18 protein-coding genes are annotated in these 24,094 nt (G+C 70.8%); 9 read left to right on the top strand and 9 right to left on the bottom strand.

Features of this window, described 5'->3' with window-relative positions; translation table 11 throughout:
* Positions 1-205: 205 nt before the first annotated feature.
* Positions 206-1,591 carry an HNH endonuclease signature motif containing protein gene (locus HW566_RS08060; RefSeq protein WP_178011900.1) on the bottom strand — a complete coding sequence of 462 codons (1,386 nt, stop codon included), beginning with the start codon at positions 1,589-1,591 and terminating at the stop codon, positions 206-208.
* A 127-nt stretch (positions 1,592-1,718) separates the two neighbouring features.
* Between HW566_RS08060 and HW566_RS08055 the strand changes: the two genes are divergently transcribed.
* The 6 genes from HW566_RS08055 to HW566_RS08030 all read left to right on the top strand — a co-directional run bounded on the left by HW566_RS08055 (position 1,719) and on the right by HW566_RS08030 (position 9,707).
* The gene (locus HW566_RS08055) at positions 1,719-1,988 is read left to right on the top strand and encodes a DUF7218 family protein (protein ID WP_178011898.1); all 270 of its coding nucleotides are present in this window, start codon (positions 1,719-1,721) and stop codon (positions 1,986-1,988) included.
* Position 1,989: 1 nt separating this feature from the next.
* On the top strand, positions 1,990-2,952 hold the full coding sequence (locus HW566_RS08050; protein ID WP_178011896.1) for a DNA topoisomerase IB: 963 nt from the start codon (positions 1,990-1,992) through the stop codon (positions 2,950-2,952).
* Between the two features lie 58 nt (positions 2,953-3,010).
* Positions 3,011-3,412: a fluoride efflux transporter FluC gene (locus HW566_RS08045; RefSeq protein ID WP_256728625.1), complete on the top strand. Its 402-nt coding sequence runs from the start codon at positions 3,011-3,013 to the stop codon at positions 3,410-3,412.
* Positions 3,409-3,795 (top strand): fluoride efflux transporter CrcB, encoded by a 387-nt coding sequence (crcB, locus tag HW566_RS08040; protein ID WP_306171768.1) that lies wholly within the window; start codon positions 3,409-3,411, stop codon positions 3,793-3,795. The genes HW566_RS08045 and crcB overlap by 4 nt, the downstream gene beginning before the upstream one ends.
* 120 nt (positions 3,796-3,915) lie before the next feature.
* Positions 3,916-7,278: an efflux RND transporter permease subunit gene (locus tag HW566_RS08035; protein ID WP_178011894.1), complete on the top strand. Its 3,363-nt coding sequence runs from the start codon at positions 3,916-3,918 to the stop codon at positions 7,276-7,278.
* Between the two features lie 242 nt (positions 7,279-7,520).
* Positions 7,521-9,707: a DEAD/DEAH box helicase gene (locus HW566_RS08030; RefSeq protein WP_178011892.1), complete on the top strand. Its 2,187-nt coding sequence runs from the start codon at positions 7,521-7,523 to the stop codon at positions 9,705-9,707.
* 117 nt (positions 9,708-9,824) lie between these two features.
* On the opposite strand, the gene HW566_RS08025 is transcribed toward HW566_RS08030, so the two are convergent.
* Entirely contained in the window at positions 9,825-10,886 is a 1,062-nt protein-coding gene (locus HW566_RS08025; RefSeq protein ID WP_178011890.1) for an Rv2578c family radical SAM protein, read from the bottom strand.
* An 88-nt stretch (positions 10,887-10,974) separates the two neighbouring features.
* Between HW566_RS08025 and HW566_RS08020 the strand changes: the two genes are divergently transcribed.
* Positions 10,975-12,093 (top strand): M15 family metallopeptidase, encoded by a 1,119-nt coding sequence (locus HW566_RS08020; protein WP_256728623.1) that lies wholly within the window; start codon positions 10,975-10,977, stop codon positions 12,091-12,093.
* 45 nt (positions 12,094-12,138) lie between these two features.
* Here HW566_RS08020 and HW566_RS08015 read toward each other — a convergent pair whose 3' ends face one another.
* The 5 genes from HW566_RS08015 to HW566_RS07995 all read right to left on the bottom strand — a co-directional run bounded on the left by HW566_RS08015 (position 12,139) and on the right by HW566_RS07995 (position 16,881).
* Entirely contained in the window at positions 12,139-12,708 is a 570-nt protein-coding gene (locus HW566_RS08015; RefSeq protein WP_178011888.1) for an ECF transporter S component, read from the bottom strand.
* On the bottom strand, positions 12,705-13,595 hold the full coding sequence (locus HW566_RS08010; protein WP_178011886.1) for a siderophore-interacting protein: 891 nt from the start codon (positions 13,593-13,595) through the stop codon (positions 12,705-12,707). Before HW566_RS08010 ends, HW566_RS08015 begins: the two co-directional genes overlap by 4 nt.
* A 51-nt stretch (positions 13,596-13,646) precedes the next feature.
* Positions 13,647-14,456: an energy-coupling factor transporter transmembrane component T gene (locus HW566_RS08005; RefSeq protein ID WP_178011884.1), complete on the bottom strand. Its 810-nt coding sequence runs from the start codon at positions 14,454-14,456 to the stop codon at positions 13,647-13,649.
* Entirely contained in the window at positions 14,453-16,261 is a 1,809-nt protein-coding gene (locus HW566_RS08000) for an ABC transporter ATP-binding protein (protein WP_178011882.1), read from the bottom strand. The genes HW566_RS08005 and HW566_RS08000 overlap by 4 nt, the downstream gene beginning before the upstream one ends.
* A gap of 77 nt (positions 16,262-16,338) precedes the next feature.
* Complete coding sequence (locus HW566_RS07995; protein WP_178011881.1) at positions 16,339-16,881, bottom strand: ECF transporter S component; 543 nt, start codon at positions 16,879-16,881, stop codon at positions 16,339-16,341.
* Positions 16,882-17,086: 205 nt separating this feature from the next.
* On the opposite strand from HW566_RS07995, the gene HW566_RS07990 reads away from it, so the two are divergent.
* The gene (locus tag HW566_RS07990; RefSeq protein ID WP_178011879.1) at positions 17,087-20,698 is read left to right on the top strand and encodes a S8 family serine peptidase; all 3,612 of its coding nucleotides are present in this window, start codon (positions 17,087-17,089) and stop codon (positions 20,696-20,698) included.
* 89 nt (positions 20,699-20,787) lie between these two features.
* Here HW566_RS07990 and HW566_RS07985 read toward each other — a convergent pair whose 3' ends face one another.
* Positions 20,788-21,435, bottom strand: coding sequence for an FMN-dependent NADH-azoreductase (locus HW566_RS07985; protein WP_178011878.1), 648 nt, complete (start codon positions 21,433-21,435; stop codon positions 20,788-20,790).
* A gap of 72 nt (positions 21,436-21,507) precedes the next feature.
* Here HW566_RS07985 and HW566_RS07980 point away from each other — a divergent pair, with 72 nt between their 5' ends.
* Positions 21,508-21,837, top strand: a complete 330-nt coding sequence (locus tag HW566_RS07980) for a winged helix-turn-helix transcriptional regulator (protein ID WP_178011876.1) — start codon at positions 21,508-21,510, stop codon at positions 21,835-21,837.
* 206 nt (positions 21,838-22,043) lie between these two features.
* On the opposite strand, the gene HW566_RS07975 is transcribed toward HW566_RS07980, so the two are convergent.
* Positions 22,044-24,071 carry a bifunctional lysylphosphatidylglycerol flippase/synthetase MprF gene (locus HW566_RS07975; protein ID WP_178011874.1) on the bottom strand — a complete coding sequence of 676 codons (2,028 nt, stop codon included), beginning with the start codon at positions 24,069-24,071 and terminating at the stop codon, positions 22,044-22,046.
* Positions 24,072-24,094: the final 23 nt, after the last annotated feature.

Genomic DNA, 24,094 nt, shown 5'->3' with positions numbered 1-24,094 from the left:
GGGGCTCCTTGTCTGTCTCCCAATGTCCGTCTCACTTGAGACGTCCACGCCGGTGAGCGCTGAGAGCGACATTAGAGAAAGCCGAGTGTGCCCCGCGAGCCCTTGACGTCGACTTTCGCGCGGTGGTAATCGCCTGGGCGCGTACCTCCTGATCGACAGGACATCGAACCGAGCTTTGGCCGGCCGCGAGTCGGCCGTCCGTGGATCAGAACGGCGGGGCGCCGGTGGGTGGTGGTTCCGACGGACGCCGACGGGGTGGGGCGAGGTCGTCGGGTGGTGTGAGGTCGTCGGATGGGGTGAAGGTGACGAGGGGTGGTGGTGCGTTGTCGCGGTAGGTGCGTCCGGTGGGTGAGGTCCAGACGAGGGTTCCGCCGGGGAGTTGTCTGACTCGCCATCGGGTGTGGTGTTTGGTGTGGTGGTGTCGTGTGCAGAGGTTGGCGAGGTTGTGGAGGTGGGTGGGTCCGCCGTGGGATGCGGCGATGGTGTGGTCGTTTTCGCAGCGGATGGCGGGTTGCCGGCATCCGGGGAATCGGCAGTGTCGGTCTCGTGCCCGGAGGAGCCGTTTCATCGCGGCGGTGGGGGTGTAGGTGTCGCATTCGAGGACGGTGCCGGTGACGGGGTGGGTGAGGAGCCGGTCCCAGGATGTGTTCTCGCCCGCGAGGACCCGTGCGGTGGCGGCGTCGATGGGGGCTCGGCCGACGAGGTCAGCCGGGTGCTCGTCCTGCCCTGCGAGGGTGAGCGCTGAGACCACGACCTGCACTTTCGCGCGGATGGTGCCGAGGGTCCCGTTGCCGTCTCCGGTGTCGGTGGGGTCAAGGCTGGGTGTTCCGGCGAGGAGGAGGTCGGAGAACACGTCCGCACGGACCTGATCGATCGTGCGCGCGTCATCGACGGACGACGAGCCTGGCGGGTCGATTGGCTCGGTCGCAACCGCCCGGTCTCTGGCGTGGATGATCTCCCGGGCCTGCTGGGTGAGGCGGTCGACGATGCCTTCGGCGATCACGGTCGGCAGCGTCGCGACGAGGTCCGACATCCCGTCCACCCCGGGCTGCACCCGAACGCAACGTCCCGCTGCTGCTTCCCGGTGCCGTTCGGTGAACGTCCGCGGGTGCAACCGTTCGGCGAGCATCCGCAGACGTTCCCGCACCCGGTTCGGGGTCTCACCCTCACAGGCCACGATGGCCTGCCGTTCGAACTCCGCCCGCACCTCACCGGGCACGATCGCCCCGGCATCCTGAATCACCAGCACATGCCCCCGAACGAGCAGGCCCTCCTCCCACGCGACCATCGTCGCGGGGTAGTTCTCCACCAGGTCCCGTGCCTCATCGATCCGCCGCTGCAGGGTACGGTCGGTCGCGACGAACACCCCGGCGAGCTCGGCGGCGATCGACCGGAGCGCCATCTCGTGGGCCTTCGCCCGCTCCGACGCACCGGCAGCCTGCTTCTCTGCCAGCTGTCCAGCCGCGGCGAGCACCCGCACCTCGTGCACCTGCGCACGACGCGCCTCGGCGACGACTCCCTCGGCATCCGTCACCAGCGCGGCCAGCGTGGCGACGTCCGCGTCACTGCCATACCCCACGTTCGAATGCATGTTCGAATGATGTCACGGACCTCGGACATCGAACCGCGCCGTGCTACGCCCGCGTGCGAACCCCTGTCAAGCAGATGCACGTGTCGCTCGATCGCTCGTAACGTCGGCCTCGAGAGAGGAGATCGTGATGCCAGAGGGACGCGGATCGAACAGCCTGAAGGACCCGGAGCTCTACGAGGAGCTGCGCGAGGACGGCGCCTCCAAAGAGAAGGCCGCGCGGATCTCGAACGCCGCAGCCCGAGACGGTCGCAAGGACGTCGGTCGCCGCGGCGGCGAGTCGGGCGACTACGAGGACTGGACCGTCGACGAGCTGAAGAAGCGGGCGAAGGAACTGGGCATTACGGGCTACTCCGGCAAGAAGAAGGCGCAGATCATCTCCATGCTGCGCGACCACTGACGTGTCCAGGCTCGTCCGCGTCCGTCCCGATGTGGATGCCGGCATCAACCGCATCCGCTCGGGGAAGGGCTTCCGCTACACCGACGTCGATGGGCGTGCCGTCGCGCGCCGGGACCTCGCTCGGATTCGCACCATCGTCATCCCGCCGGCGTGGAAGGACGTCTGGATCTGCGCCGATCCGCAGGGACACATCCAGGTCGTCGGGACGGACGACGCGGGCCGCCGGCAGTACATCTACCACCCCGATTGGACGCGGCGTCGCGACAAGGGCAAGTACGCGCGGGCGCTGCAGCTCGCCGAGACCCTGCCGCGAGCGCGTTCTCGAGCTACCGCCTCGCTCCGCAGGTCGGAACTCGACCGCGAGCGCGTCCTCGCCGCGGCGTTCCGTCTGCTCGACCGGTCGGCGCTGCGCATCGGATCGCAGCGATACCTGTTGCAGCACGGCAGCCGAGGACTCACCACCCTCCGGCGACGGGATGCCGCCGTGGCCGATGCCCTGGTCAGTCTGGCCTTCTCGGGAAAGAGCGGTCAGCGCCAGGCGATCGAGATCGCCGACCCCGACCTGGCCGCCGCGATCCTGCTGCTGATCGAGGGGCGGCCCTCGTCGCCGCTGCTCGCTTGGCAGCGCGCGCGGCGGCGCGTGCCGCTGACGCCCACCGAGGTCAACGCCTACGTCCGCGCGCTCACGGGCGGTCCTTTCACCGCCAAGGACTTCCGCACGCTGCGCGGCACCGTCGTCGCGGCGGACACCCTGGCACGCATCGGCATCGCCGAGACGACCCGAGCGGTACAGCGGGCAGAGGTGGATGCCGTCAAAGCCGCGGCGGCCGCGCTCGGGAACACCCCCGCGGTCGCGCGCGGCTCGTACATCGATCCCCGGGTGTTCGAGCGGTACCGGTCGGGGCTGCTCCTGGATACGACGGTGTCTCCCGAGTCGGCGATCCGCTCTCTCGTGCTCGGCTGACGGCCGTCGCGCGGTGTGGCGGCGGCGCCCCTCGAAGCCGCGGGTCTACGGTGGCGTCGTGGTCGATCGGGTGCGGATCTCGCCCCTCACGCTGCTGATCGTGATGATCGGCGGGGCGGCGGGGGTGGCGGCGCGTGCCCTGCTCACGGTGCCCTTCACGGGTTGGACGCACCCGCTCGTCGTCCCCGCGATCACGCTCGCGTGCAACCTCATCGGATCGTTCCTGCTCGGCGTCGTCGTCGGCCGCTGGGGCGACGCGCGGCCGCGCTGGCGCGCCTTCGTCGGAACCGGGGTCCTCGGCGGATTCACGACGTACAGCGCGTTCGCGGTGCAGTCGATCCAGGTCGCCACGAACGCCCCCGTGGTCGGACTCGCCCTGGTCATCGTGTCGCTCGTCGGAGGCCTGGTCACCGCGGCCCTGGGCCTGTCGGTCGGTGCCCGCGGGAAGGACGCGTCGTGAACGGGATCAGCGGTGGGATGCTGGTCGCCCTCATCGTCGCGGGCGGTGTCGGCGCCGGCATCCGGTACGTCATCGACATCGTCGTGACGCGCGGCCGGCGCGAGGCCTTTCCCGTCGGCATCCTCGTCGTCAACGTCTCCGGCTCCGCTCTCCTCGGGCTGATCACCGGACTCGGCACGATCGTGGCGCCCGATTGGCTCGCAGTACTCGGCGTCGGGCTCCTCGGCGGGTACACGACATTCAGCACGATGTCGGTCGACACGGTGCGGCTCGCCCGCCGCGGGCGCCGAGATTGGGCGCTCGTGAACCTCGTCGGCACCGTCGTCGCGGCCGTGGTCGCCGCCGCGATCGGGCTCACGCTCGGTGGTCTCATCCCGCGCTGACGCCCGGGAACGCGTGGGATACTGGGCGTCGATACACTTCTGTATCGACGGATGCCGCCGTGCGTCCGAACCCGCATCACCACCGATCGCGCGCCGGTTGCGGCGCTTCCGAGGGATCCCGTGTCGAAACTCGCCGTCCTGAGCCTGAAGAACCGCGCGCTCATCGCACTGATCACGATCGTCGCCGCGGTGTTCGGCGGGCTCGCGCTGACCAGCCTCAAGCAGGAGCTCATCCCCTCGATCGAGCTGCCGCAGCTCTCGGTCGTCACGACCTACCCCGGTGCCTCGCCCGAGGTCGTCAACACCGACGTCTCGACTCCCATCGAGACCGCGATCCAGGGCGTGCCGGGGCTCGAGTCGACGATCGCGACGAGCTCGACCAACGCGTCGATCATCCAGGCCTCCTTCACCTACGGCACGGACCTCGCCACCGCCGAGCAGAAGATCCTGCAGGCGATCAACCGCATCGAGAGCCAGCTGCCCGAGGGCGTCAGCCCCAACGTCCTGAGCTTCTCGATCGACGACTTCCCCGTCATCCAGCTCGCCGTGACGGGCTACGACGACGAGGAGTCGGTGCAGGCGCGGCTCGAGCAGTCCGTCATCCCCGACCTCGAGGACGTAGACGGTGTCAACGCGGCCCAGGTGGTCGGCGGCCGGACCGAGCGCATCACCATCACGCCCGACCAGGCGGCCCTCGCCGAAGCCGGGTTCACGCAGCAGGCCATCCGCGACGCCCTCGACCAGAACGGCATCCTCTTCCCCGGCGGCCAGATCACCGAGGGCGATGAGTCGCTCACGGTGCAGACCGGCGCGAAGATCACCTCGGCCGACGAACTGGCGGCGCTGCCGCTGGTGCCGACGGATGCCGCGCAGCTCGGGAACGGCACCACCACCCTCGGGTCCGTGGCCGCCGTGACCCAGGAGCCGGCGCCCATCACCTCGATCTCGCGGGTCGACGGCCAGCCCGCTCTGACGATCGCCGTCACCAAGCTGCCCGCCGCGAACACCGTCGACGTCTCGCGCGGCGTGCTCGCCGCGCTCCCCGCCCTCGAGGACGGCCTGGGCGGCGACGCCGAGTTCACCGTCGTCTTCGATCAGGCGCCGTTCATCGAGCAGTCCATCGAGGCCCTCGCGCAGGAGGGTCTGCTGGGCCTGGTCTTCGCCGTCCTGGTGATCCTGGTGTTCCTGCTGTCGGTGCGCTCGACCATCGTGACGGCGATCTCGATCCCCACGAGCGTGCTGATCACCTTCGTCGGGATCCAGGCGTTCGGCTACTCGCTGAACATCCTGACCCTCGGGGCTCTGACCATCGCGATCGGACGCGTCGTCGACGACTCCATCGTCGTCATCGAGAACATCAAACGCCACTACGTCGAGGGCGCCGACAAGCTCGCCGCGATCACCCTCGCCGTGCGCGAGGTTGCCGCCGCCATCACGGCATCCACCATCACCACCGTCGCCGTCTTCCTGCCGATCGCCTTCGTCGGGGATCTGACCGGTGAGCTGTTCCGACCGTTCGCCCTGACGGTGACGATCGCCATGTCGGCGTCGCTGTTCGTCTCGCTGACGATCGTGCCGGTGCTGGCCTACTGGTTCCTCCGGCCCGGCAAGCCCGTCGTCGACGCCGCCGGCCGGCAGATCGACCCGGAGCACCCGGATGCGCCGCCCTCCCGCCTGCAGAAGGCGTACCTGCCGGTGCTGCGGTGGACCCTCCGTCATTCCGTCGTCACGCTCGTCGCGGCGCTCATCGTGCTGGTGGGCACCGGGTTCACCGTGCCGCTCATGAAGACGAACTTCCTCGGCGACTCGGGCCAGAACACCTTCACCATGACGCAGTCGCTCGGCCCCGCCGCGTCGCTCGAGGCGGAGGACGCCGCGGCGCAGCGCGTCGAGGAGGCGATCGCCGACCTCGAGGGCATCGACGCCGTCCAGGTCTCGATCGGCTCCTCCGGCTCGCAGTTGCGCGACGCCTTCTCGGGCGGCGGGGGCGGCGTCACCTACTCGATCACGACCGACAGCGCGGACGACCAGCTCGAGGTGCGCGACCGCGTGCAGCGGGCCGTCGCCGACCTCGACGGGGTCGGCGACATCCAGATCGCCGCGGGCGGGGGCGGCTTCGGCTCGAGTGACATCGAGATCGACGTCACCGCACCCGACCAGGGAGCACTCCAGGATGCCGCCGATGCGGTCGTAGCCTCGCTCGACGGAGCCGACGGGATCAGCCAGGTCACCTCGAACCTCTCGGCATCGCTGCCGTACATCGCGGTGACGGTCGACCGCGACGCCGCGGCATCCCTCGGTCTGTCGGAGGTCGCCGTCGGCGGCATCGTCTCGAGCACCATGCAGCCGCAGTCGATCGGCACGGTGGAGATCGACGACACCTCGCTCACGGTGTACCTCGCCGCATCGCAGGCGCCGGCCACGATCGACGAGCTGCGCCAGCTCACCATCCCGACGGCCGGTGGTCCCGTGCCGCTGCAGGACGTCGCCACGGTGGAGCAGAGCGAAGGTCCCACCTCGATCACGACCCAGCGCGGCCAGCGCACGGCGACGATCACCGTCACCCCCTCGGGGGACGATCTGAACACCGCCTCGGCCGTGGTCGCCGACGCCCTCGAGACGGTCGAGCTGCCCCAGGGCGCCGACGCCGAGGTCGGCGGCGTGCTGACGCAGCAGCAGGATGCCTTCGTGCAGCTCGGGCTCGCGGCGCTCGCGGCCATCCTGATCGTCTACATCGTCATGGTCGCGACCTTCAAGTCGCTGCGTCAGCCGCTGCTGCTGCTCATCTCGGTGCCCTTCGCCGCGACGGGCGCCATCCTGCTGCAGATCTCCACCGGCATCCCCCTCGGCGTCGCGTCGCTCATCGGCGTGCTGATGCTCATCGGCATCGTGGTGACCAACGCCATCGTGCTCATCGACCTCGTGAACCAATACCGCGAGAAGGGGCTGTCGGCGCACGACGCGACGATCGCCGGCGGCTCGCGACGACTCCGCCCGATCCTCATGACGGCGCTCGCGACGATCTTCGCGCTGACGCCCATGGCGCTGGGCATCACGGGCCACGGCGGATTCATCTCGCAGCCCCTCGCGATCGTCGTGATCGGCGGGCTCATCTCGTCGACGGTGCTGACGCTGCTCGTCCTTCCCACGCTCTACAACCTCGTCGAGGGTGCGCGCGAGCGCCGCGCCGCCCGCCGTCACCGGTCGGCCGGCGGCGCCGACGAGTCGACGAGCGACGACGCCTCCGGCCCCGCGCGGGTTCCGATGACCCGGCGCGAGCGTCGCCTCGCCGAGGCGGCCACCGCCGAGCCGACGCACCTCGTCGTGCCCGTCGACGGATCGCCCGACGAGCCCACGCACCTCGTCATCCCCGTCGCTCCGGATGCGGACGACGAGCGCGATTCGGGCGGCGCGACCGTCCGCCGCGCCGGGCGTGCCATCCCCGGCCCCTCCCGCGGGCCGCGCCGTCGTCGCCCGGCCTGAGGCCGGGGTTCCGGCACTCGAGCGGTGAGAGGGGCCGGGAGATTCTCAGGAGGATGCCGTATCGTTGGCTGGTCGGCTCTGGGCAGCGCGTGATCGCGACAGGTTTTGTGAGTCCAAGGGGCCGATGGTGAGCGCCGATCGGCGCGCATGACCATCATGTGAATGGCCCCCGGCCGACGGATGCCCGGGTTTCCCGCGTGCGCGGATGCTGTTCTCGTGCAGAGAACCCGAAGGACACACCCATGCCCAAGAACAAGAAGCCGGCCGGCGGCCGCGCTCAGAACTTCGAGCCCCGCTACGGCAAGAAGACCCCCTACCAGGACGCCAAGCGTCGACCCGGCCAGTCGTCGGCGGGCACCCCGGGCAGCAAGAGCCCGAGCCACCGCGGCTACCGCGCCGAGCCCGAGGACACCGGCCGCAAGAACCGCTGGTCCGCACAGGAGCGCGCCGGCCGTGACGAGGCCCGCGGCATCCGTTCGCATGCCCGCGACGACCGCGCCCCCCGCGGCGACCGGCCCTCGCGCGAAGACCGTGCTCCCCGCGACGAGCGGCGCAACGACGCCGGCGGCCGCCGTCCCTACGAGGCGCAGCCTCGCGGCGACCGGCGCACGTTCGGTGACGCCCGCCCCTCGTACCGCGACGACCGTCCGCGTCGGGACTCGGGCGACCGTCCTGCGCGTTCGTTCGACGACCGTCCCCGTCGGGACTCGGGCGACCGTCCTGCGCGTTCGTTCGACGACCGTCCCCGTCGTGACTTCGGCGACCGGCCCAACCGCAACGACCGTCCGGCTCGGGACGATCGTCCCCGTCGTGACTCGGGTGACCGTCCGGCGCGTTCGTTCGACGACCGTCCCCGTCGTGACTTCGGTGACCGTCCGGCGCGTTCGTTCGACGACCGTCCCCGTCGTGACTTCGGCGACCGGCCCAACCGTAACGACCGTCCTGCGCGTTCGTTCGACGACCGTCCCCGTCGTGACTTCGGCGACCGGCCCAACCGTAACGACCGTCCGGCTCGGGACGACCGCCCCCGTCGTGACTTCGGCGACCGTCCTGCGCGTTCGTTCGACGACCGCCCCCGTCGCGAATTCTCGGAGCGCCCGGCGCGGGATGACCGTCCCCGCCGCAACGACGGTCCCAGCCGGTCGGACTGGGCCGCCGAGACGAAGTCGAAGGCGCACCAGGACCACGTCGACACCGTGCACGAGCGTCTGCAGGCCGAGGCCGTCGACGCTGCGTCCGTAGCGCAGTCGTCGTTCTCCGACCTGGGCCTCGGCGACAACATCGTCCGTCAGCTCGAGGCGCTCGGTGCGGCATCCCCGTTCCCGATCCAGGCGGCGACGATTCCGCCGATCCTCGACGGCAAGGACGTGCTCGCTCGCGGGCGCACCGGCTCGGGCAAGACCATCGCGTTCGGCGCCCCGCTCGTCGAGGCTCTCCTGCGCAAGCAGGCCGGCAAGCGTCGTGAGTTCGGGCGATCGCCGCAGGCGCTCATCCTCGCCCCGACGCGCGAGCTCGCGCTGCAGATCGACCGCACCGTGCAGGCCATCGCCCGCAGCGTCGGCCTGTTCACCACGCAGATCTACGGCGGCGTGCCGCAGGCGCGTCAGGTCGGAGCCCTCAAGAAGGGTGTCGACATCATCATCGGCACGCCCGGACGCATCGAGGACCTGCAGAACCAGGGCAAGCTCGACCTCTCGCAGATCAGCATCGTCGTGCTCGACGAGGCCGACCACATGAGCGAGCTGGGCTTCCTCGAGCCGATGCAGCGCATCCTTCGCCTGGTGCAGGACGGTGCGCAGAAGCTGCTCTTCTCCGCCACGCTCGACCGCGAGGTCGCGGCCCTCGTCGACGAGTTCCTCGTCGAGCCGGCCGTCTACGAGGTCGCCGGTGAGAGCCAGGACACCTCGACCATCGACCACCGCATCCTGGTGCTCGACCACCGAGACAAGGCCGAGATCCTCAATTCGCTCGTCGACCGTGACGGCAAGACCCTCGTCTTCGCGCGGACCCGCGCCTACGCCGAGATGCTCGCCGAGCAGTTCGAGGATCAGGGGATCGCCGCGGTCGCGCTGCACGGCGACCTCAACCAGGGCAAGCGAACCCGCAACCTGCAGCGGCTGACCGACGGCAAGGTGCGCGTCCTCGTCGCTACGGATGTCGCCGCCCGCGGCATCCACGTCGACGACATCGACCTCGTCATCCAGGCCGATGCGCCCGACGAGTACAAGACGTACCTGCACCGCTCGGGTCGCACCGGTCGCGCGGGTCGCGCCGGGTCGGTCGTGACCCTCATCACCCGCCAGCGTCGTCGCCGGATGACCGAGATGCTCGAGCGCGCCGAGATCGAGGCGCCGTTCGACGATGTGCGTCCGGGCGACGACCTCCTCGAGGAGGTCTCGGGCCGCCAGCTCGCGAACGTCGACGCCTGACCCGACGCCGCACGCCGCACGCCGCACGCGAAAGCCCGCGAGTCTCGCCGACTCGCGGGCTTTCGCGTGCACGGTGCGGTGGGGTACGGGGCGGGGGGGGTGTGTGACGCGAACGGGTCAGAAGAGCGTGGGGGCGGATGCGGCGGCGGCGCGGCCGCGCGAGGTGGTGACCACCGGGCCGGGGCGGAACCGGCGCGTGCTCGGCTGCGCCTCTTCTTCTTCGAGGCCGCCACGCAGTCGGAGCCGCGCCAGCAGCGGTCGCACGCGGGCGGCGAGCATGCGGCGGTACCCCTGCGGCGCCTGAACGGCTGCCCCGGGGTAGAGGCCGCGGTACGCCGGCACGAGATCGGGTCGTTCGCGCGCCAACCACTGCTGGAACCAGGGCTTCACCCCCGGGCGCAGGTGCATCGCGCCATACACGACCCGAGCCGCCCCGGCATCCGCTATCTGCGTCAGCGCGGCATCGAGCACCTCGACGGAGTCGGTCAGGTGCGGCACGATCGGCATCAGGAAGACCGTGACCCGGAAGCCGGCCGCGCTTGCGGCCCGCACCGTCTCGAGCCGCGCCGCGAAAGTCGGTGCCCCGGGCTCGAGCAGCTGACGGAGAGGTTCGTCGAGCACCGCGATCGACATCGCGATGTCGACCGGCACGGATGTCGCCGCCTCGGTGAGCAGCGGCAGATCGCGGCGGAGCAGCGTGCCCTTGGTCAGGATGGAGAAGGGCGTACCGCTGTCGACCAGCGCGGTGATGATGCCGGGCATCAGTCGGTAGCGGCCTTCGGCCCGCTGATACGGGTCGGTGTTCGTGCCGAGAGCAACCTGCTCGCGACTCCAGCCCGGACGGGCCAGCTCTCGGCGCAACACCTCGGCCACGTTGAGCTTCACGACGATCTGCGAGTCGAAGTCGGCTCCCGCGTCCATGTCGAGGTACTCGTGCGTGCCGCGGGCGAAGCAGTAGACGCAGGCGTGCGTGCATCCGCGGTACGGGTTGACGGTCCAGTCGAAGGGCATGGCCGACGGCCCGGGTACGCGGTTGAGGGCAGATCGTGACATCACCTCGTGGAAGGTCACGCCGGCGAACTCCGGCGTGGTGACCGAGCGCACCAGACCGTTGATCGTCTCGAGCCCGGGCAGCGCCGCGGCATCCGCGACACCCATCTGCTGCCCGTGCCATCGCATGGAAAGATTCGAACAGAGATTCGAAGCGCTGTCAACCCGGACCCCGGGGCTCCCGAGATCGCGCCTCGCCCCGGGGCATGATGGATGCGTGGCGCCCCCGACCCAGCACGAGACGCGTCGCTCGCGCCGTGAGGGCGGAGCGGTGTCGCGTCCCCTGCCCACGCGGCGGGAGCTTCGAGAACGCGGCTCCGCCGACGCGCATCATGGCCCTGCGGAGCAGCCGGCTCCGGCTGTGTACCGGCGTCGTCGACTGGTCGCGGGAGTCCTCGCGCTCGTGCTCGTCGGGGGAGCGGCCCTCGCGGTCGGGGGCGTCGTCTCGGGGATGACGACGGAGGCACCCGAGCGCACGGATGCCGTGGCGGCCCTCATCGGTGACGCCCGCGCCGATGCGCCCCGCGCGACGGTGCTGCCGGCGCCGGCCCAATCGGGCCAGGCGGCCGCCGCGGTCGAGCCGGACGCGGCCCGCGGGGAGCCGGCCCCCGCGGACCTGTGCGGGGACCCGGCCGTCTCCGAAGCGCTCGCATCGGGCAGTGACGCCGACGTGATCGCGGCGGCGGGTGGCGCGGAACCCTTCCGGGTCGCCGTCGCCAGCGGTGCCGCGCCCTGCATCGATCTGCATGCGGCGGGTCGGACCTGGGTCGTGGTCAACAAGCTCAACGCGCTCGATCCCATCGACTACTGGCCCGAGCCGCAGGCGCGCGCCGAGGGCGTCGAGCGGACCAGCGGCGGACACATGCGAGCGGATGTCGCGGCGGCGCTGTCGCAACTGGTCGGGGCCGCGCGCGCGGAGGGTGCCGGCGAGATCGGGGTCAACAGCGGGTTCCGATCGTACGATCGACAGGTCTCGACCTACCGCTCCTACGTCGGTCAGCTCGGTCAGCGCAATGCCGACCTGACCAGTGCCCGCCCGGGGCACAGCGAGCACCAGACCGGCCTCGCCGTCGACATCGTGGCCTGCGACGCGGGCTGCGGGACGATCGAGCGCTTCGGCGGCATGGCGCAGTCGGAGTGGGTCACGGCGAACGCCCACCGGTTCGGCTTCATCGTGCGGTACGGCGACGGCGACACGGCGATCACCGGCTACGAGTACGAGCCCTGGCACCTGCGCTTCATCGGCATCGACCTCGCGACCCGCTACGCGGAGGGCGGCTACCGCACTCTCGAAGACTTCTTCGGCCTCCCCGCGGCTCCCGAGTACGCCGGCTGACCCACCCGCGGGTCGACGGGAGCACGTCGACGGCTTGGGGGCGGGTCAGGCGGGGGTGCGGCGGCGGGCGAGGGTCGCGACGCCGGCGGCACGCAGGCGGTCGCCCACGAGGATGCCGAGCCACGTGGCCACGACACAGCTCGCGACGCACAGCGCGATGAACGAGACCAGCACGGGCGGGGTCATGCTCCACAGGTCGAAGTACTGCGCCGAGAGGATCGGATAGGTCGCACCGATGAGTGCCGAGCCGGCATAGTGCAGCCAGGTGTTCCAGCGTCGGTAGAGCGTGACGAGGAACGGCAGCTCGGGGAAGAAGGACCAGTAGAGCATGGTCGCGACCGACCCGATCGTGAAGAACGGTGCGAGGACGAGCCCCGAGATCAGTCCCACCAGCAGCCCCGCTCCCGGGCGCTGAAGGAGCCGGAGAGCGATGACGGCGGGCAGGACCCACAGCCCCGCGATGGCGACCGTCGCGAAGGGCACGGTGAGGAACAGCGTCGAGGACGCGACCCAGGCCGGAGCCATCAGCGCGCTCGCCGCCACCCCGATCGCGGCACAGGTGAGCAGGTAGGCCGTCGACACGCGGGCGGCGCGGGAGCGGACCGGCCGGCTCATGCGCGAGCCTCGGTGCCGGCGTCGGAGCCCCGCTCGGCCGCGGCCCGCGCCTTCGGTGCGGACGAGCTCGCCGCGACCCGCCAGTAGCCGACGAAGTCGATCCGGTCCTTGGGCACGCCCCGCTCGTTCACCAGCATCCGTCGCGCCGCCGTCGGCAGCGACTGCTCGCCCACGATGAAGGCGTGGAACGGCTCGGCGGGTAGCGCCTCGTCGGTCAGGGCCGCCAGCGCGAGCGTGCCCGGTGCCGTGTCGCCGTCGCGAACGAGCCAGCGCACACTCACTCCGGTCGGGGCATCGAACGGCACGACGTCGGCGGACGAGGGAGCCTCGATCAGAGCGACGCCGGATGCCGCGTCGGGCAGCGACGCGCAGATGGAGGCCACCGCCGGGGCGCCCGTCTCGTCGGCGACCAGCACGACACGGTCGACCCCGCGTTCCGGGTCGAAGCGGAGCCCCTCGTCGATGATGACGACGCTCTCGCCGACCCGCGCCTGCTCGGCCCATCGCGACGCGGGGCCCGCCGTGGGTCCCGAGCCGTGCAGAACGAAGTCGACGTCGATCTCCGGCCCACCCGATGGGCCGTCGGATCGATAGGCACGCACGGAGTAATTGCGCATGACGGGGCGCTCGCCCTCGGGGATGCGGAGGTACTTGAGGTAGCCGAAGAGCTTGTTGGCCTTCTCGGGCACGCGCTCGAGGCCCTGGTCGCCTCCGAGCGGCAGGAAGAGGCGGAACCACTGGTCGTACCCCAGGGGCCGGAACCGGCCGATGTCGCCGCCGCCGAGCGTGACCCGCATCCAGTGCGGCGCGATCTGCTCGGCGCGCACGACGGTGAGGTGCAGGAGGCCCGGGGTCGCGGGCTTGACGAGGCTGCTGTAGCGAGCCATGCGGGTTGTCCTTTCAAGACGGGGCCGGAGCCCGGCGACGTCACTCGTGCGTCACGGCGACCAGGGGAAGAGGAGGGCGAGCAGGACCGCTGAGGCGAGCCAGAAGCCGATGACGAAGACGACGTCGCGGCGACGGAAGGGGACGAGGTGCCGTTCGGTGCGGTCGGGGTGTGCGCCGAACGCGCGCGAGTCCATCGCCAGAGCGACGCGTTCGGCGTGGCGGATCGCGCCGGCCAGCAACGGCACGACATACCCGCTCCAGCGGGCGACCGCTGCCACGGGGCCGCGGCCGCCGTGGGCGCCTCGGACTCGGTGCGCCTGCCGGATGAGCTCGAGCTCGTAGCCGAACCGCGGCACGAACCGGAAGGCCGCCAGCGCGGTGTAACCCACCCGGTAGGGCACCCGCAGCTGCTGCACGGTCGCGCGCACCAGATCGGGGCCGGTCGTGGTGAGCCCCGCGATGAAGGCCAGCGCCGCGATGGCGCCCAATCGCAGTCCCGTGGCCATGCCGATCTGCAGCGCGCCGGCGTGCAGGGTCCACACCCCTATCCGGAAGAGAGCCGGTGTGTCCGACACACGGGAGGCGTCGACCCACAGCGACATCCCGACGCCGATGAGCCCCATGCCCGCGGGCAGGCCGAGCAGCAGGAGCGCGGCAGACCGCCACGTCCAGCGAGCGCCGACCAGAAGCACGGCGTATGCCAGGGCGAGGAGGGCGAGGGGGGTGGCGAGGTCGCGGACGAAGATCAGCGCGATCATGGCGGGTACCGGCGCGGCCAGCTTGGCGAGCGGGTTCAGCTGGAACAGGAGCCGGCGCGAGGGTGCTGCGGGCGCGTAGGGATCGATCGCGGCGGCGGTCATCGCGACGATCCTGCTGCCCGCGGGAGGTCCGCGAGGCGTGCGATGCCCGAGAGCTCGGGGAACGCATCGAGCCCGTGCAGGGCGCGGCGAAGCGGCGGCATCCGCAGTGCAGCCGAGCGCAGCAGGTCGTCGTCGCCGAGGATGTCGGCGGCTGCGCCGTCGGCGACGATGCGGCCGTCGCCGACGACGACGCAGCGCTCGGCGTACTCGCTCACCAGCTGCATGTCGTGGGTGACGACGAGGATGGTCGTGCCGTCGCGGTTGAGGTCGCGCAGCACGTGCAGCAGCTCGTCGGCGCGAGCGCGGTCCTGGCCGAACGTGGGCTCGTCGAGAGCGAGCACCGGGGCGCCGGCGATCAGGGCCGTGCCGACCGAGAGGCGGCGCTTCTGACCGCCGGACAGCAGGAACGGATGCCGGCCGGCGTGCGCTTCCAGGCCGAAGCGGCGCAGCATCCCGTCGACGCGCTCGCGCACCTCGTCGTCGGCGATCCGCTGGCGGCGCAGACCATGGGCGAGCTCGTCGAAGACCGTATGCGCGACGAACTGATGCTCGGGGTTCTGGAAGACGAAACCGACGCGCCCGGCGACCGACCGGGGGTCGGCCCGGTTCGGATCGAGTCCGCCCACGTCGATGCGCCCGCGCGGGCCGCGGACGACTCCCGCGATCGCCTGGATGAGGCTCGTCTTGCCGGCCCCGTTGGCACCGACGATCGCGACGAACTCGCCGGCTGCGACCTCGAGATCGACGTCGTGGAGCACGGTCGTCCGGCCGCGGCGCAGCGTCAGATCGCGCACCGAGACGACCGGTCTCGGTGCGAGCGTCGGAGAATCGCGCGAAACTCGGACCGAATCGGAGGTCGCCTCCGACGGTGACGCGATCGTCCGATTCTCGTCACCGGATGCCGCTGCCTCGAGCCCCGCGCGCAGTTCCTCCGGCGTCAGCGGGAGAGGCTCGAGCGGGTAGCCCGCCTCGCGCAGGCGCAGGGCCGCGAGGGTCGAGACCGGCAGCCACACCCCGACCTCGTGCAGCTCGGCGGCCCGTTCGCGCAGCACGGCATCGACCGGCCCGTCGGCGATCGTTCGGCCGTCGTGGTCGAGGGCCACCACGCGGTCGGTGAAGCGGATGGCGGCGTCGAGGTTGTGCTCGACGAGGAGGATCGCACGGTCTCCGGCGGCGGCGATCTCGCCCAGCGCCGCGTAGACGTCCTCGATGCCCGCCGGGTCGAGGTTGGCGGTGGGCTCGTCGAGTACGAGGAGCGGCGAGTCCATGGCGAGCGCGCAGGCGATCGCCAGGCGCTGGCGCCCGCCACCCGAGAGTCGGTCGGGATTCTCGTGGCGCCGATCCCACAGGCCCATGCGCCGCAGCGCCGCCTCGGCGCGGGTGAGCACCACCTCGACCGGCAACCGCAGATTCTCGGGGCCGAATGCGACCTCGTCGAGCAGGGTCCCGGTCACGAGCTGGGCGTCGGGGTCCTGGAACACCATGCCCACACGCGTGCTCAGCCGTGGGATGGGCGTCGTCGCGGCGTCCTCGCCGCCCACCAGCACGGACCCCTCGACCGTGGCCGGGATCGATTGGGGGATGAGCCCGTTCAACGTCAGCGCGACCGTCGACTTGCCCGACCCGCTGGGGCCGAGGAGCAGCACGACCTCGCCGGGACGGATCTCGAACGACGCGCCGCGGGTGGCGGCGGCATCCGACCCCTCGTATGTCACCGCGAGGTCACGCACTACCAGCAGCGGCGCGGTCGCGGCGTTCGCGACGGGTGGCCCCGCCGTGGCGGAGCCGGAGGCGGCGGAAGTCACGGGCGTCCTCGGATCGGATCGGGTCCGTTTAGCTTAGCCGACCCTAACTTCCCGCCGGAAGTGCGTCGAACGCGAGGTCAGCGCCGAGCCACGCCCGCGCGCCGCAATCCCACGCCGATGGCGAGGCCCACGGCCGTCCAGGCGACGGGGCCGAGAACGGCCAGCACGAGGTAGGTGATCTGGGCCCAGAGCGCGAGTGCGCCGAGATCGGCGATGAAGAAGACGGCCAGCGCGACGACGATGCCGATCACCACGCCCGAGACGAAGAAGCGCCACGGGGCCCACGACCGGTAGCGCACCAGCGCGGCCACGCCCTCCTGGAGCGCGCCGAACAGCAGCGCGGTGCCGAGGAAGCGGAACGTGTAGGGCGGCGCGATCGCCGATGAGGCGAGCGCCGCGACGAGGTGCGTGACCAGAGCGACCCAAGGCAGACGCAGGGCCTCCTGCGCGATGATCCCGGGCAGGACGTGCACGCCCAACACGAAGCCGTAGAGGATCGGCGCCCCGGCGATCACCGGGGCCGCGAGCCACCCCTCGACGCCGCCGAGCAGCCCGGTGGCGACTCCGATGGCCGCGCATACGAGCAGGACGCGCGTCGAGAGGCGGGATGCCGGGGCCACCCGTCCAGCCTATGGGACGCCGCCGGGGCGACCGGCTCGCGGGCGCCGATGCAGATCGCCGGACCCGGGTGCGACGCGCTCGGGCTCCGGCGGTAGCTGGGTGCCGACCGAGGGTTCCTTGTGGGCGACCTGTGAGCTAAGTTGTCCTCACCGTGCGCCGACGACGCCGCCCGGATCGCTCATCCATCCCCCCACTGGAGCGCACATGGTTCGCACCACCCTGCGAACAGTCGCGGCCGTATCCCTGGCCGCACTGTTCACGACCTCTGCCGCAACGGCATCCTTCGCTGCAACGGGAGAGGGGGTGAACATCCCGGCTCCGGTCACGAGCGAGAACGGACGCTACATCGTCCTGCTCGACGAGGCGCCCGTCGCCACGTACGAGGGCGGCGAATCGGGCCTGGCCCCGACGAAGCCCGACGAGGGAGAGCGTCTCGATCCCCAGTCGCGCGCCGTCACCGACTACTCCGGCTTCCTCGAACAGCGCCAAGAAGAGGTCGCGAGCGAGGTCGGGGCCGAACCCGATACGACCTACCAGACCACGCTCAACGGCTTCGTCGCGCAGTTGACCGCCGACCAGGCCGGAAAGCTCGCCGCCAAGAAGGGCGTGCTCGGGGTCTTCCCCGACGAGGTCCGTCACCTGGACGCCGTGCCGTCGACCGAGTTCCTCGGGCTCGAGGGCGAGGGTGGCGTCTGGGACGAGGTCGGCGGCATCGACGCGGCCGGCGAGGGCATCGTCGTCGGTGTCGTGGACACGGGCATCGCGCCGGAGAACCCGTCGTTCGCCGGAGATGCGCTCGGGACCACCGCCGGCGACGCGCCGTACGTCGATGGCGATGAGGTCGTCTACGCCAAGGCCGACGGCGGGGAGTTCCGCAGCGCCATCGTCGACCAGGACGCCGGCACGAAGGACGCTTGGGACGCCTCGCTGCTGAACTCCAAGCTCATCGGCGCGCACTACTTCGGCGAGGGTGCCGCGGCGAACGGCTTCTCGTTCGACAGCGACTACCTCTCACCGCGTGACGGCGACGGGCACGGCTCGCACACCGCCAGCACCGCGGCGGGCAACAACGGCGTCGAGGCCACGGTCGAGGGTATCGACTTCGGCTCGATCTCGGGTGTCGCACCGGCCGCGAAGGTCGCGTCGTACAAGGCGTGCTTCGTCGGACCCGACCCGCTCGTGACGACCGACGACATCTGCGCGCTCAGCGACCTGCTGGCCGCCATCGATCAGGCCGTCGCCGACGGCGTCGACGTCATCAACTACTCGATCGGCGGCGGCTCGGCCACGACCGTGCTCGCGCCGGAGGACATCTCGTTCTTCAACGCCGCGGCTGCGGGCGTCTTCGTCGCCACCAGCGCGGGCAACTCCGGCCCCGAGCCCGTCACCGCCGACCACGCATCGCCGTGGTACGCCACGGTCGCGGCATCCACCATCCCCACATGGGAGGGAACCGTCCGTCTCGGCGAGGAGGATGACAGCGCCGCGGCGCAGTTCGCCGGCGCGTCGGTGTCGGTCGGTTTCGGCGACTCGATCTCCGGTCCGTCGGTCTTCGCCGGCGATGCGGGGCTCGCGGGTGCCGAGACACCGAACCTCTGCCTGCTGGGCTCGCTCGACCCGGCTCAGGTGAGCGGGAAGATCGTCGTCTGCGACCGCGGGTCCAACGCCCGCATCGAGAAGTCGCAGGCCGTCGAGGAGGCGGGCGGCATCGGCATGATCCTGACTAACGTCACGCCGGCGTCGCTCGACAACGACTTCCACTCGGTTCCCACCGTGCACGTGGCCGACACCGCTCGCGCCGACGTGCTCGCGTACGTCCAGGGCGGCACAGACCGCGTGGTCACGCTCGTCGGCGAGAACCTCACGGGCATCGAGACGCCGGCACCCCAGGTCGCCGGGTTCTCGAGCCGTGGACCGATGCTGGCCGACGGCAGCGACGTGATCAAGCCCGACATCACCGCTCCGGGCGTCGCGATCCTCGCCGCCACCCAGAACGGTGTCGACGAGGACCCGACCTTCGGCATCCTGTCGGGCACGTCGATGTCGTCGCCCCACGTCGCCGGGCTCGCCGCGCTCTACCTCGGTGAGCGTCCGCAGGCGACCCCGGCCGAAGTCAAGTCGGCGATGATGACGACCGCGTACGACACCGTGGATGCCGCGGGCGACGCCGTCACCGACCCGTTCACGCAGGGCGCCGGGCACACCGACCCGACGAAGTACTTCGAGCCCGGTCTGCTCTACCTCAACGGTCCGGCCGATTGGGCCGCGTACCTGCAGGGGCTGGGGCTGCGCGACTTCGGCGTGGACCCGATCGATCCGAGCGACCTGAACCTGCCGTCGATCGGCGTCGGGGCTCTCGGAGCGCCGCAGACCGTCACACGCACCATCACGGCGACCGAGGCCGGGACGTTCCAGGCGCAGGCGTCGGTTCCCGGGGTCGACGTGCAGGTCTCGCCGTCGTCGGTGACCCTCGCCGCCGGCGAGACGGCCGCCATCGAGATCACCCTCTCGCGCACCGATGCTCCGATGGGCGAGTGGGCCACCGGCTTCCTCACCTGGACGGGCGGTGCGAACGACGTGCGCTCGCCGATCGCCGTATACCCCGTGCCCGTCGATGCTCCGGCCTCGGTGTCGGGCACCGGTGTCACCGGCTCGGTGGACGTGACCGTCGCGCCCTCGCTCACGGGCGAGCTCGCGCTCGGCCTGTCGGGTCTCGTGCCGGAGGAGCTGCGCGTGAATCCGGACTTCCCCGAGGTTCCCGGCCACTCCGGTGACCAGGACTCGTTCTACGACGAGGGTGAAGCGGGATTCAACACCTACGAGATCGTCGACGTCCCCGAGGGCACGGAGTACGTGCGTTTCGCCGTCGAGACCGAGGCGACCGAGACCACCGACCTCGACATGACGGTGTACCGCGTCGTCAGCCCCGACGATCTGCGCTACTACGAACAGTGGTCGTCGGCGACGGCATCCGCCAACGAGTCCGTGTCGCTCACGACCCCGACCGCGGGGACGTATCTCGTGATGGTGAACCGGTTCTCCTACAGCGAGCCCTTCACCTACGACCTGACCGCGGCGGTCGTCGCAGCCGGGGTGTCGGCAGGGGAGTTCGCGGCCACCCCGAACCCGCTGCCGACCGTGCAGGGCGAGAAGGCCACCTACACCCTCTCGTGGGCGGGGCTCGAGCCCGAGACCACCTACCTCGGCGTGGTCCGCTACGGGGATTCGTCGATCCGGACGATCGTCGAGGTCGAGTCGGGTCAGGGAGCGCCGGTCGCGGTCGTGGCCCCCGAGGTCACCGGCAAGGCCAAGGTCGGCAGCACGCTGAAGGCGACCGCCGGCGAGTGGGATCCGGCCGAGGTCAGCGTCGCCTACCAGTGGCTGCGCGGCGGCGAGCCCATCGAGGGTGCCACCTCGGCGTCGTACAAGGTGGCGCGTGCCGACGTCGGCACTGCCCTGTCGGTTCGGGTGACCGCCACGGCGGAGGGCAACCCCCAGGTCGGCTCAGCCGTGTCGAACGAGGTGTTCGTGAAGTTCGCCTCGTCCACGACGGTGTCGCTCAACCGCTACGTCGGCACGGCCTCGCAGCCGTACGTCGTGTCGGTGAAGGTGACGCCGAACGGTGGTGGGCCGGCGGCGGGCACCGTCGACGTCTGGGTGAACTCCACCCGCTACAGCGCGGATGTCGTCGACGGCACGGCCCGTGTCGAACTGCCCCGCCAGTCGCGGGGGCTCAAGGTCGTCGTCGCAACCTACAGCGGCAGCGACACGGTCGACGGCTCGGTGGGCCTCAGCGGCTTCCTCGTGCTGTGGTGATCGACTGACGCGCTGAGAGGCGACAGTGCGGGGCGCTCGGACATCGGTCCGGGCGCCCCGCCGTCATCCCTGCGGCGGGCCGCTGCCGCTCAGGCGGTCCGGGATGCCGCGAGCGTACGGCCCGCGCTCACCGCAGCCTCCTCCGCGCCCGCTTTCAGCGCGGCCGCGGTGTCGGCGAAGGCGTCGAGCGCCGGGTTCACGCCGACGAGCGTGAAGGGCCGGTGGACCACCGTGAGGTCGAGGCCCCAGACATCCTCGAAGACGCGGCGGAGCCAGCCGGTCGAGTGGTCCCACCCTTCCTTCGGGCTGCCGGGCTCGTAGTTGCCGCCGAGCACCGTGACCAGCGTGGCGGGCTTGCCGCGCAGCGCCGTGCCCTGCGGGTCGATGCGTGGGTCGGTGTAGGCCACGTCGAACCAGGTCTTCACATGCTGCGAGACGCCGTAGTTGTACAGCGGAACAGTGAACAGCAGCGCGTCGGCGTCGATCAGCTCGTCGGCCAGCCGCGTCCGCAGCGCGAGCGCGTCGCGCTGGCCGTCGGTCTGCTGCTCGGCGGGGGTGAAGCCCGCCGTGACGGAGTCGCGCCACGCGGTCGCGGGGATCGGGTCGGCCGCGATGTCGCGCCGCACGACGGTGCTCGCGGGGTGGGCGGCGACCCACTCGGCCTCGACGAGGTCGCCGAGCTCGCGGCTGGCGGACGTGGCGGGGAGGATGCTGGCATCCAGACGGAACAGGGTCATTCACTTCTCCGATCAGAGTCGCTATGAAAAACAAAGCAGCTTCGGGAACGCTAGCACACGTACGATGGAGGCATGGCCGACGACCACGACGCCCGACACTGCGATGCCGCGGTCTCGCACGCGTTCTCGGTGCTCGGCAAGCGCTGGAACGGCATGATCGTCGACGTGCTCGGGCAGGGCGAGCTCTCGTTCGTCGGGCTCCGTCGCGCCGTCGTCGGCATCAGCGACGCGGTTCTCTCCGACCGGCTGACGGAACTCTCAGAGACCGGTCTGGTGATCAGGCAGGTCGAGCCCGGCCCGCCGGTCGCCGTCACCTATGCGCTGACGGATGCCGGCGCGCGCCTCGTGCCGATCCTCAGCCAGCTCGGCGAGTGGGCCGACGGCAACCTCGTGCGCCGCTGACCGTCTGACGACACGGTTCGAACCATGCAGATCAGCTGGTCCCGGTCCTCCCACGAACAGGTCTCCTGGAAGCCGGCTCTCCTGTAGAGCGCGATCTCCGGCCGCAGGTCGGTTCTCTTCGTGATCACCAGACAGCCTGCAGCGTGATCCTCGTTGCGTGCGATCAGGACTTCGTCTCCATCGAACGCGGCGGAGCCGGCGCTTCCTCAGCCGTGGCGCACCATATCGAGCCCGGCGGCCGCGTACTGCCGGAGCGATGCGTCGGGCAGGAACGCCCGGACGAGCGCGGGACCGATGCGTGCGAGATCGCCCTCATCCCGGTAGAGCAGGTAGATCGGTTCGTATCGCGGGCGGAACTTCTGCTTGAACCGGTGCAGTGACGAGAATCCGTACACCGGCTCCAGTACCGAGCCCAGCTGGGCCATCAGGCGCGCGATCTGGCCCTCGTCATCGGCCGGCTGATGAGCCAGTGGTGCGCCCGACAACGACATGATGTCGGCCCCCTCTTCCGCGAATGCGGCTGCGGACGCTCCGATGAGGAACTCCATGACGGGTGCGAAACCGCCTTCGCGCCTGCGCATGAGATCCAGGGTCCATCCCCGCACTCGACCCCCGGGTGCGTAGATCGGCAGCCAGCTCAAGAAGCCTTCCACGTCGCCCGCCGCCGAGACCGCAAGCGCGATCCGGACCTCGGGGTCCTCAGCCTCGTGGAGGGTTCCGAGAGTGAAGCGCATCTCGGGAAGATCCTTGTCGCCCACCCAGGAGTCCGAGATGGCGCGCATCTGCTGACGCACCCCCCAGGGCTCGTCCGCCATCGTCGACAACCGGAAGGCGACGCCCTCTCGTTCAGCGCGATTGAGTGCGGTGCGCACGTGTCCCCATGCTTTGCCGGTGAAAGTCAGCCCCGGCAGGTCGACGATCGTGTCATCGGCGATGACGAGTGACCGCCAGCCGGCGGGCGTCGCGGCTCTCGTCGACGACCCCGCGCTGAAGAAACAGGGCACGACGGCGTCTCGTTCAGCCGCCGTCACGAACTCGAGGACGCTATCGCGGGCGCCGTCAGCCGGACCCAACGGGTCGGCGAGAGCGATCGCCACGCCGAGGTGCTTCTGATAGGGAACGATCCCCGCGGAAGTGCGCAGGTACTGCGTCCCCTCCCATGTCGCCATCCACGACAGCGAACTCCCGCCTTCCCGTCTCACAAGCTGCCGGGCGTCGTCTGCGCTGGGCGAGTGGTCACCGGCGCCGCGCAGATCGCGACGTCGTTTCGAGGAGAACGCACCGCGCGCAGCCACCAGATAGACGATGAAGGACAGCCAGAGCAGCGAGCTCGCAATGGCGACATTCGACTCGTCCAGCCCGAGGTCGGCCGCGACGAGCGGGGCCACCGCGCGGACGAGGAGGTAGAGCGCCGCGAGCACGACGTTGAGCAGGGCGACTCCGACGGTGATCACCCATGCCCATCGCCGACCCCGTCTCAGGCCATTGCTGACGAACACGATGAGTGTCGCGTCCACGAGAACGTCGACCCAGGGGCCTCGGAACGGCGATGTCTGGCCGAACGGGCCGTACGTGGCCACCACGAGTCCGAGGATCTGGATCACGCCGAGGCTGAGGCTGATCGCGAACGCCAGCAGGCGTCGTTCCCGCACGCTCGCCCGGCGGACGCGGAAGGAACGGGTGACGGCGAGGACCAACAGCACGGCGATGAGGTGTTCGACGTCTGCGAGCGTGCCGATGAAGAGGAAGCCGACGACCGCATACCCGAAGATCAGGATCCAGATCCGCTGTCGCCAGGGGCTGGAGAACAGACCCGCGCAGGCGGCGAGGCAGGCCATCGTGCCACCGGAGGGCCCGACGTCTCGGGTTGCGGCCAACTCGATCGCCCACGGCCACGGAAACGCGGATCCCGCCCAGAGGAACACTGCCGCTCCGAACACGGCGGTGAGCTGCCCCGCGCCGAAGAACGCGAGAGCGACCCGCCACCCGCGTCTCCACTCGAGGTAGCCCATGCCCACGAAACCGAGAAGCGTCGGCACGTACACGATGGGCGCGACCACCAGGAACGTACCCGTGAGCGGGGTCCACCACTGGCCGGCCGCGAACGCAGGCAGCCCGTACGACACGTCATCCCACCACGGCTGCGACGACGTAGGTGTCCACAAGCCCTGTCCCGCGACCCCGGCGGCAAGAACGAGCACGACGACGCTGACAGTCGCGGGCAAGCGCAGCATCGCGGCAGCCACCCGCGTCGTGC

Origin of the sequence: Microbacterium oleivorans (assembly GCF_013389665.1) — a bacterium.
GTDB lineage: Bacteria > Actinomycetota > Actinomycetes > Actinomycetales > Microbacteriaceae > Microbacterium > Microbacterium oleivorans_C.
The sequence above is the reverse complement of the archived record's forward strand: the minus strand, read 5'-3'. Positions and strand labels throughout refer to the sequence as shown.

Excerpts from the sequence above, each read along its gene's own strand:
- HW566_RS08060 (WP_178011900.1), bottom strand. The coding sequence starts at position 1,591 with ATGCATTCGAACGTGGGGTATGGCAGTGACGCGGACGTCGCCACGCTG.
- HW566_RS08055 (WP_178011898.1), top strand. The coding sequence starts at position 1,719 with ATGCCAGAGGGACGCGGATCGAACAGCCTGAAGGACCCGGAGCTCTAC.
- HW566_RS08030 (WP_178011892.1), top strand. The coding sequence starts at position 7,521 with ATGCCCAAGAACAAGAAGCCGGCCGGCGGCCGCGCTCAGAACTTCGAG.
- HW566_RS08025 (WP_178011890.1), bottom strand. The coding sequence starts at position 10,886 with ATGCGATGGCACGGGCAGCAGATGGGTGTCGCGGATGCCGCGGCGCTG.
- HW566_RS08015 (WP_178011888.1), bottom strand. The coding sequence starts at position 12,708 with ATGAGCCGGCCGGTCCGCTCCCGCGCCGCCCGCGTGTCGACGGCCTAC.
- HW566_RS08010 (WP_178011886.1), bottom strand. The coding sequence starts at position 13,595 with ATGGCTCGCTACAGCAGCCTCGTCAAGCCCGCGACCCCGGGCCTCCTG.
- HW566_RS08005 (WP_178011884.1), bottom strand. The coding sequence starts at position 14,456 with ATGACCGCCGCCGCGATCGATCCCTACGCGCCCGCAGCACCCTCGCGC.
- HW566_RS07990 (WP_178011879.1), top strand. The coding sequence starts at position 17,087 with ATGGTTCGCACCACCCTGCGAACAGTCGCGGCCGTATCCCTGGCCGCA.
- HW566_RS07985 (WP_178011878.1), bottom strand. The coding sequence starts at position 21,435 with ATGACCCTGTTCCGTCTGGATGCCAGCATCCTCCCCGCCACGTCCGCC.
- HW566_RS07980 (WP_178011876.1), top strand. The coding sequence starts at position 21,508 with ATGGCCGACGACCACGACGCCCGACACTGCGATGCCGCGGTCTCGCAC.
- HW566_RS07975 (WP_178011874.1), bottom strand. The coding sequence starts at position 24,071 with ATGCTGCGCTTGCCCGCGACTGTCAGCGTCGTCGTGCTCGTTCTTGCC.